The organism is Streptomyces sp. bgisy100, assembly GCF_057709105.1.
Map to the genome: position 1 here is coordinate 1 of NZ_JBYITE010000110.1, position 1,498 is coordinate 1,498.

1 protein-coding gene is annotated in these 1,498 nt (G+C 73.7%); it reads left to right on the forward strand.

The window, feature by feature from the left end; translation table 11 throughout:
* Positions 1–1,498: Ig-like domain repeat protein (locus AC3EQ1_RS31280; RefSeq protein ID WP_432097678.1), on the forward strand; the 1,498-nt coding region annotated here is incomplete at both ends.

The following is a 1,498-nucleotide window of genomic DNA, read 5'->3' on the forward strand; positions in this document are numbered from 1 at the left end:
GGTGGTGTTCACGGCGGCGGTCGCCACCCTGGCGCCGGGGGCGGGCACCCCGACGGGCACGGTCACCTTCTTCCTCGGTGACGGCTCCCCGGCCGTCACGGCCGCGGTCTCCGACGGAGTCGCGACGATCGCCCATACCTACCAGCAGGTGTCGGGAAGCCCGTTCACGGTGACGGCGGTCTACAACGGCGACACCGGGTTCGTCCCGTCCACCGGCACGGACACCCAGACCGTCGGGCGGGCGGACACCACCACGGTCCTGACGTCGTCCCCGGATCCGTCCTCGGTGGGGCAGGTGGTGTCGTTCACCGCGGCGGTCGCCCCGGTCGCCCCCGGAAGCGGCACTCCGGCCGGCACGGTCACCTTCGACTTCGGCGACGGCTCCCCGGGCCGCTCCGCGCTCCTCGTGGGCGGCGTGGCGACCGTCGAACACACCTACACCGGCACGGTGGGCAGCCCGTACACCGCCGTCGCGACCTACGACGGCGACGCCGACTTCGCCCCGTCCACGGGCACCGAGCCGCAGACGGTGAACCGGGCGGCCACCGTGACCACGGTGACCACCGCACCGGACCCGTCGGCGACGGGGCAGGCCGTCGTCATCACGGCGACGGTGGTCCCGGACCGGGCCGAGGCCGGCACGCCGCCCGGCACGGTGACGTTCGTGTTCGGCGACGGAACACCGTCCGTCACCGCACCGCTGGCCGACGGCGTCGCCACCGTCACGCACACCTATCCGAGCGCGGACGGCAGCCCGTTCACCGTCAGCGCCGTCTACGGCGGGAGCACCGACTTCACGTCTTCCACCGGGACGGACACGCACACCCTCGTTCCGGCGACGACCACGACGTCGGTGACATCGTCGCCGGACCCGTCGGTGACCGGGCAGCCGGTGACCTTCACCGCGACGGTGACCGCCGACGCGCCGGGCTCCGGAACGCCCACGGGCACCCTGACGTTCGTCTTCGGCGACGGTTCGGCACCGGTGACCGTGCCCCTCTCCGGCGGAACCGCGACGGTGACCCATGCGTACGACACCGCGGCGGGCAGCCCGTTCACGGTCACCGCGGCCTACGGCGGCGCCATCGGTTACGCCTCGTCGACCGGGACCGACACCCAGGTGGTGACGCAGGCGTCGACGGTGACGTCGGTGGTGTCCTCGCCGGACCCGTCCGTGGCGGGCCAGGAGGTCTCGTTCACCGCGACGGTGACACCGCAGGCGCCGGGCTCCGGCGCACCGACCGGCAATGTGGTCTTCGACTTCGGGGACGGCTCGGTGCCGAAGACGGCGGCCGTCTCCGGCGGCGCCGCGACGGTGACCCACGCCTACGCCGGCACCTCCGGCAGCCCGTACACCGTGACCGCCACCTACGAAGGGGACACCGGGTTCGCCCCGTCCACCGGCAGCGACACCCACGCCGTGGATCACGCGGCCACGGCGACCACGGTCGTCTCGGCGCCGGATCCCTCGGTGGCCGGTGAGAGCGTGACCGTCACG